Annotated in this window: 9 protein-coding genes; 1 reads left to right on the forward strand and 8 read right to left on the reverse strand. The window is 70.2% G+C overall.

The annotated features are described in order from the left end of the window. The 4 genes from RWM17_RS10665 to RWM17_RS10680 all read right to left on the reverse strand — a co-directional run. The coding region (locus RWM17_RS10665; RefSeq protein ID WP_314103508.1) for a cytochrome c biogenesis protein ResB at nucleotides 1-1,797 on the reverse strand (1,797 nt) is incomplete at its 3' end. Continuing rightward, nucleotides 1,781-2,572 (reverse strand): cytochrome c biogenesis protein CcdA, encoded by a 792-nt coding sequence (locus RWM17_RS10670; protein WP_314103510.1) that lies wholly within the window; start codon nucleotides 2,570-2,572, stop codon nucleotides 1,781-1,783. The genes RWM17_RS10665 and RWM17_RS10670, both read right to left, overlap by 17 nt. Before the next feature lie 2 nt (nucleotides 2,573-2,574). Beyond that, complete coding sequence (locus RWM17_RS10675; RefSeq protein WP_314103512.1) at nucleotides 2,575-3,183, reverse strand: TlpA disulfide reductase family protein; 609 nt, start codon at nucleotides 3,181-3,183, stop codon at nucleotides 2,575-2,577. Then, nucleotides 3,183-3,830: a histidine phosphatase family protein gene (locus tag RWM17_RS10680; RefSeq protein WP_133737894.1), complete on the reverse strand. Its 648-nt coding sequence runs from the start codon at nucleotides 3,828-3,830 to the stop codon at nucleotides 3,183-3,185. Before RWM17_RS10680 ends, RWM17_RS10675 begins: the two co-directional genes overlap by 1 nt. A gap of 82 nt (nucleotides 3,831-3,912) precedes the next feature. On the opposite strand from RWM17_RS10680, the gene aspS reads away from it, so the two are divergent. After that, on the forward strand, nucleotides 3,913-5,247 hold the full coding sequence (aspS, locus tag RWM17_RS10685) for an aspartate--tRNA(Asn) ligase (RefSeq protein ID WP_314103515.1): 1,335 nt from the start codon (nucleotides 3,913-3,915) through the stop codon (nucleotides 5,245-5,247). A 156-nt stretch (nucleotides 5,248-5,403) separates the two neighbouring features. Here the strand turns inward: aspS and RWM17_RS10690 are convergent, their stop codons facing one another. The 4 genes from RWM17_RS10690 to RWM17_RS10705 form a co-directional block, all read right to left on the reverse strand. Further along, nucleotides 5,404-5,706 carry a Dabb family protein gene (locus RWM17_RS10690; RefSeq protein WP_314103518.1) on the reverse strand — a complete coding sequence of 101 codons (303 nt, stop codon included), beginning with the start codon at nucleotides 5,704-5,706 and terminating at the stop codon, nucleotides 5,404-5,406. Further along, nucleotides 5,703-5,969, reverse strand: coding sequence for a glutaredoxin family protein (locus RWM17_RS10695; protein WP_194612776.1), 267 nt, complete (start codon nucleotides 5,967-5,969; stop codon nucleotides 5,703-5,705). The genes RWM17_RS10690 and RWM17_RS10695 overlap by 4 nt, the downstream gene beginning before the upstream one ends. Before the next feature lie 389 nt (nucleotides 5,970-6,358). After that, a complete protein-coding gene (locus RWM17_RS10700) occupies nucleotides 6,359-6,457 on the reverse strand; it encodes a 30S ribosomal protein bS22 (RefSeq protein WP_003792170.1) in 99 nt (32 codons plus the stop codon). A gap of 106 nt (nucleotides 6,458-6,563) precedes the next feature. Further along, on the reverse strand, nucleotides 6,564-6,758 hold the full coding sequence (locus RWM17_RS10705) for a helix-turn-helix domain-containing protein (RefSeq protein ID WP_123546729.1): 195 nt from the start codon (nucleotides 6,756-6,758) through the stop codon (nucleotides 6,564-6,566). Between the last annotated feature and the right edge of the window lie 305 nt (nucleotides 6,759-7,063).

Below are 7,063 nucleotides of genomic sequence, written 5' to 3' on the forward strand. Positions count from 1 at the left end.
GTCGTCGTCGCTCGTCGCGGCACGCGCCGCGTCGGCGGGCACGCCGAGCCCGGCGAGGTGCGTCCGGGCGATGTCGCGGACGGCACGGGCGAGCGTCGGGTCCTCGCCGCGGGCGAGGCCGGCGTACTCGAGCAGGACTCCCCCGTCGGTCGTGCTCGCCTTGACCCAGACACGGCGCCGCGGCACGAAGAGGGCCGTGAGCAGACCGGCGAAGACGAGCCCGGCGAACAGCAGCACCCAGAGCTGCGACGGGTCGTGGTGCACGTCGAGGGAGGCGAAGCGCTTGACGTCGGAGAGCGTCACCGTGCCGAGGCCGTCGGGCAGGTCGGCCGTCGTGCCGGGCGAGAGCTGCAGCGCCGACTGGTCGGCGGCCGCGCCCGCGATCTCGGTCATGCCGTCGGTGTCGAGCGAGTAGACCGACTGCGGCACGCCGGCGTCGAGGCCGAGGTCGCCCTGGTAGACGTTCAGGCTCAGGACCGGGTTGAGCAGGTCGGGGTAGCTCGAGGCCAGGATGCCTGACCCGTCGCCGGTCTCGACGGCGGACGGGTAGAAGAAGCCGATCATGCCGATCTGGTCCGACAGTCCGTCGGGCACCTTGACGACGCCCTGCGAGGTGAGGTTCGCGTCCTGCGGGAGGAACGGGATCGTGTCGCGGAAGGCGACCGAGCCGTCCGGTGCCTTCACCGTGACGTCGACCGCGTAGCCGTTGCCGAGCAGGTAGACGTTCGAGCCGCCGATCGCGAGCGGGCTGTTGACCTTGATCTCGTGCTGGCTCTTCTCGCCCGACTGGGTGGTCGTGGTCACGTCGGCCGTGTAGTCGAGCGGCTGCCCCAGAGCGTCGGCGTTCGACTCCTCGTAGGTCGTCGTGAACCGGTCGAGCGTGATGTTGTACGGCGAGAGCTGGGAGTCGCTGAACCAGCGGCCCGGGTTGAACGAGTCGTACGAGACGAGGGCGTTCGTGAAGGTCTGCCCCTCGACCACCACGCGCTGGCCCGTGTAGCCGAAGCCGCCGCCGATCCCGACCGTCAGCAGCACGCCGACCAGCGCCGTGTGGAAGACGAGGTTGCCGGTCTCGCGCAGGTAGCCGCGCTCGGCGCTGACCGAGTCGCCGAACACCTGCGTGCGGTACCCCGCGCGCCTCAGCTGCGCGCGGGCCTGCTCGACGACGGAGGCGGGGGCGAGGGCGGCGTCCGTGGCGCCTCCTGCGGTCTGCAGCGTCACGGACCGGTAGCCCGCCAGCCGCGAGAGCCTCGCGGGCGTCTTCGGCGGCTTCGAGCGCAGGGCCTCGAAGTGGTGCTTCGTGCGCGGCACGATGCAGCCGATCAGCGAGATGAAGAGCAGCAGGTAGACGGCGGAGAACCACGGCGACGAGTAGGTGTCGAAGACGCCGAGCTTGTCGAGCACCGGGAACAGGTCGGGGTGCTCGGCGCGGTACTGCACGACGCCGTTCGGGTCGGACGTGCGCTGCGGCACGAGCGAGCCGGGGATCGCGGCGACGGCGAGCAGCATGAGGAGGAACAGCGCGGTCTTCATGCTCGTCAGCTGGCGCCAGAAGAAGCGCAGGTAGCCGACGAGCCCCAGGCGCGGCTGGACGACGTCGCCGGAGGCCGCGCCCCGGTCGCCCGGCGTGCGGGCGGGGGCGGAGTCGTAGTGGTCGCTCGGACGCAGCGGGTCGGACGAGACGTCGGTCACGTCGGCCTGGCCGGGCCCGTCCGGCTGGTCGGTCACGTCGGGCCGGCCGGCCTCGTCCGGCTGGTCGACCGAGCCGGGGCCCCGAGGGTCAGACGATCGTGCCATAGCTCGCGATCACCGCCCCGAGGTGCGACATGAGGGAGGACCAGAGCCCGGTGACCATGAGCAGACCGATGGCGATGAGGATCGAGCCTCCGACGATGTTGACGGCGCGCATGTGGCGCTTGACGAACGAGATGGAGCGCGTCGCCCAGCCGAAGCCGAGGGCGACGAGCAGGAAGGGAACGCCGAGTCCGACGCAGTAGGCGAGCCCGAGCAGGACGCTCGACGTGGCCGAGCCGCTCGTGAACGACAGGGCGTAGATCGCGGTGAGGGTGGGGCCGATGCACGGCGTCCACCCGATGCCGAACACGATGCCGAGCAAGGGGGCGCCGGCCAGGCCGGTCGCCGGGGCGAACCCGGGCTTGATCGTGCGCTGCAGGAACGTGAACTGGCCGACGAAGACGAGGCCCAGCGCGATGACCACGAGGCCCATCAGGCGGACGATCAGGTCGCGCCACTGGATCAGCCAGAAGCCCGCGGCCGAGAAGGCGAGGCTGCCGCCGACGAAGACGAGCGAGAAGCCCGCGATGAAGAGGAGGACGCCGATCACCATCCGCCGACGGTCGTGGGAGGCAGTGGAGGAGGCGGTGGTCGTGGGCGTCGCGGCGGCGCGACGCCCGCCTCCGGCGAGGCCCCCGACGTAGCCGAGGTAGCCCGGCACGAGCGGCAGGACGCAGGGCGAGAGGAACGAGATCAGGCCGGCGAGCAACGCCACGGGCAGGGCGACCGCGAGCTGGCCGCCCGCGACCGCCTCGAAGAAGGGGTTGCCCTGGTACACCTCTAGGCCTGCTCGGCGACGGCGTCGCTGATGAGGGTCTTCAGCGTGCTGGGGCCGTCGAGGCCGCCGAGCACCCGGGCGGCGATGCGGCCCTGCTTGTCGAGGACGATGGTCGTCGGCACCGCGTTCGGCGCGATGGTGCCGGCGAGGGCGAGCTGGACCGCGCCGTCGTTCGTGTCGACGATCGACGGGTAGGTGATGTCGAACTTCTCGGCGAAGGCCCGTGCGGTGTCGGCCTGGTCGCGCACGTTGACCCCGACGAACTGGACGCCCTGGTCGGCGAAGTCGGTGCTCAGCTGCTGAAGGTCGGGCGCCTCCTTGCGGCAGGGCGGGCAGCTGGCGTACCAGAAGTTCAGGACGACGACCTCGCCCTCGTGGTCGGCCCGCGAGAACTCGTCGCCCTCGTCGGTCGTGCCGGTGAACTCGACCGGGTCGTCACGGTCTGCCGCCGGCACCTCGGTGACCGTTCCGGCGCCGCTGATGTAGTTCTCGGTGCCGCCCGCGCGGTACTGCTCGGCGAGGGGGTCGGACTGCGAGGTGCAGCCGGTGAGCACGAGGGCGAGGGCCGAGGCCGCCGCGACGGCGCCCACGACGACGGAGGCGCGGCGCATCAGACTGCCCCGAGGTCGACGGCGCGCTCGAGCAGGTCGGCCGCGGGATCCTGGTAGCCGACCTCGACGAAGCGCCCGCCGTGCCGCTCGAGCGTCGTGATGCTCGAGAGGGAGCAACGACGACGACGAGGATCGTGGAACAGGCGGGCCCCCGTCACGCTGCGGTGCACCATCCAGATCGGCAGCTGGTGGCTGACGAGCACGACGTCGCCCGAGTCGACGCTCGACCAGGCCTCGTCGACGGCCGCGAGCATGCGCGCGGCGATGCTGACGTAGGCCTCGCCCCAGCTCGGCTTGAGCGGGTTGACGATCCACGGCCACTCGGCCGGGACCGCGAGCTGCTTCGCGACGGTGAAGTCGGAGCGGCGGCCCTCGTACTTGTTCGTCGGCTCGATCAGGCGCTCGTCGACCTGCACGTCGAGGTCGAAGGCAGCGGCCCAGGGAGCGGCGCTCTCGCGGGTGCGCTGCAGCGGGCTCGCTACGACGGCGGCGACGGGGGCGCCCTGCGCCTGCAGCATCGCGGCCGAGGACGCGGCCATCCGGTGGCCGAGCTCGCTGAGCCCGAAGCCCTCGAGTCGGCCGTAGAGCACGTGGTCGGGATTGTGCACCTCGCCGTGGCGCACGAGGTGGATCTGCTGGGCGGGCATGGCCACCAGTCTAGATCGGGCCTGCACTCCCACCTCCCTCACGGGAGGCCGAAAGCTCGACGTCGCGGTAAACTCTGGCCCCGTGATCGAACGCACCCTCATCAGCGACCTCTCGCCCCTCCCCGACGGCCCCGTGACGGTGTCCGGTTGGGTCGACACGGTCCGTGACCAGAAGAAGGTGCAGTTCGTCGTCCTCCGCGACGAGTCCGGCGCCGTCCAGCTCGTCCGTCCCCGCACGGCCGCCGACGTGCTCGCCGAGGCCGGCGAGACCGACGAGATCGCCGACGCGATCTCGGGCCTCTCGCAGGGCAGCTTCGTGACGGTCACGGGCCAGCTCAAGCACGACGAGCGCGTCAAGCTCGGCGGCATCGAGGTGAAGATCGACGGCCTCGTCGTCGACAGCCTCGCCGACCCCGAGACGCCGATCGCCGCCGACAGCGGAATCGACAAGCGGATGGACTGGCGGTTCCTCGACCTGCGCGTCCCGCGCAACGCCCTCATCTTCCGTGTCCAGACCACCTTCGAGCACGCGATGCGCACCTACTGGGTCGAGCGCGGCTACGTCGAGGTCCACACGCCCAAGATCATGGCGTCGGCGAGCGAGTCGAACGCCGAGCTGTTCAAGGTCGAGTACTTCGAGGGCAGCGCGTTCCTCGCGCAGAGCCCGCAGTTCTTCAAGCAGATGGCCCAGTCCGCCGGCTTCGGCAAGATCTTCGAGATCGCCCCGGTCTTCCGTGCCGACCCCTCGTTCACCTCGCGCCACGCGACGGAGTACACGAGCGTCGACGCCGAGATCAGCTACGTGGACAGCCACGAGGACGTCATGCAGATGCAGGAGGAGCTGCTCGTCGCGGCCTTCACCGCCGTCGTCGAGAAGCACGGCGCCGCGATCAAGGAGCTCTTCGACGTCGACCTGACCGTGCCGACGACTCCGTTCCCCCGCATCCCCCTCGCCGAGGCCAAGCAGATCGTCGCCGACCGCGGCTACGTCGTGCCCCGTGCGGACGCCGACATGGACCCCGAGGGCGAGCGCCAGATCGCGGCGTACGTCAAGGAGACGTTCGACCACGACTTCGTGTTCCTCACCGACTACGACGCGTCGATCCGGCCGTTCTACCACATGCGCCACGAGGACGACCCGCAGCTCACGAAGAGCTACGACCTCATCTACAACGGCACCGAGATCACCACCGGCGCGCAGCGCGAGCACCGCGTCGAGGTGCTCGAGGCCCAGATCCGCGAGAAGGGCATGAAGCCCGAGGAGCTCGGCGGCTACCTCGACTTCTTCCGCTACGGGGCCCCCTCGCACGGTGGCTTCGGCATGGGCCTGGCCCGCGTGCTGATGCTCATGCTGCACCAGCCGAACCTCCGCGAGGTGACGTTCCTGTTCCGCGGACCGACCCGCCTCACGCCGTAGCCCTTCTCCTCATTCAGGATCTTCTTGCCTGATCCCCGTGGGGAGAGGACTCGCGTTCCTGATCCGTGCAGCGATCAGGAACGCGGGAGGCGGTCGTCCTGGATCGCGGATCTGCTCGCGCTGAATCGCGGATCTTCTCGCGCTGGGCGTCAGGCCTCAGGCCTCGTAGTCGATGGCGCCGCGGCCCGTGACGAGGGTGCGGATCTCGGCTGCCGCCTCCTTGTGGGCCGGGTGCACGATGTACGCATCGAGGCCGGCGGCGTCGTCGAACTCGGCGACGACCGCGACGTCGCCGTTCGTCTCGGGGTAGGCGACGTTGCGGACGACCTCGAGCGAGCGGATCGACTCGACGGTGCCGACGAGGCGGGTCAGCAGCTCGTCGATGCGCGCGGCCGCGTGCTCGCGCGACGCGTCGTCGGTGGCGACGAGGTTCCAGATCACGATGTGCTTGACGGTCACGCGAGGGCCTTCCGGAGGGCCGTGCGGAGGCGCTCGGGCTCGACGCGCCAGATGGTGTGCACGCGGTCGTCGAGCAGGACGACCGGGATCTCCTCCGCGTACTCGGCACGCAGGGCCTCGTCGCCGAGGATGTCCGTCTCGGCGTAGCCGAGCTCGGCCGCCGCGAACTCGGGCTCGGCCAGCACGGCGTCGAGAGCGGTGCGCGCCTCGTCGCAGAGGTGGCAGCCGGGCTTCGTCAGCAGGGAGATGCGGGGAACGGGCACGCCCTCGACCCTAGCGCGGCCGTCGCAGGAGGTGCTGGGTCGCGCCGCCGCCTCCTGCGCGGTGCCCGCCGGTTGTCCAAGGCGGTGGTCTCCTGTCCGCAAATGCCGACCGGTCGATCTCGCATACCTGCATTCACCGCTGTTGCGGGAGGCCCGGTCGGCATTTGTGACGCGTCGAATCGGAGATGGGGATGCGCGGCTGCGGACGTTCGCAAAACCCGACTTGGACGGCTGCTATAGCGGCTTTTCCCGCCGTTGCGCGGTTCGACACCGGCCCACGGTCGGCATTTGCGAGCGTCGGCGGAAAGTCGCTGCCGGCAGGAGGGCACCCGAGCGGGCAAAGAAATGTGCCCCCGACCGAACGGTCGAGGGCACACTTCACGCAACGTCTACTTCTTGTTGCGACGCTGGTGACGAGTCTTGCGAAGCAGCTTGCGGTGCTTCTTCTTCGCCATGCGCTTGCGACGCTTCTTGATGACAGAACCCATAGAGGACCTCACTGATTCATGGATCGGACGACCGGGTCCGAAACAGAACCGCGGAAAAATGCCTCGGGTCAGTGTACTAGGGCGACCCGTGATTGTCGAAAGCGCGTCAGCCGACGTCTGCGACGCCGTTCTGCAGGACCGCCGCGACGGCCGACTCCGGCACGCGGAACGACCGGCCGAAGCGGATCGCGGGCAGCTCGCCCGAGTGCACCATCCGGTAGACGGTCATCTTCGAGACGCGCATCATGCCGGCCACCTCGGCGACGGTGAGGAACCTCACGTCCGAGAGATCGTGGGTCACGTCGCCTCCTGGGGCTGGTGGTCGGGAGAGCCCGACGACGACGCCGGTGCAGGAGCGACAGGAGGTGTTCCTGTGACTCGTGGTCACTCTAGGGGCGCGTGTGCCGCAGGTGCAACGGTCGCGGGCCCCGCCTGGGGACTACGCGGCGGCAGGCCTGCCACCGGAGGGGCCGGGGCGCGGGGATCAGCGCCCGAGGCGCTTGCGGACCGGGTCGATCACGCGCTCGTCGAGAGCGCTCTGGGCGTCGTGCAGCGCCGAGGAGGCGCGGTGCTGCGCGTCGGCCACGGCCCGTCCCAGCCCGCTCG

Origin of the sequence: uncultured Frigoribacterium sp., assembly GCF_963515265.1 — a bacterium.
Lineage (GTDB): Bacteria > Actinomycetota > Actinomycetes > Actinomycetales > Microbacteriaceae > Frigoribacterium.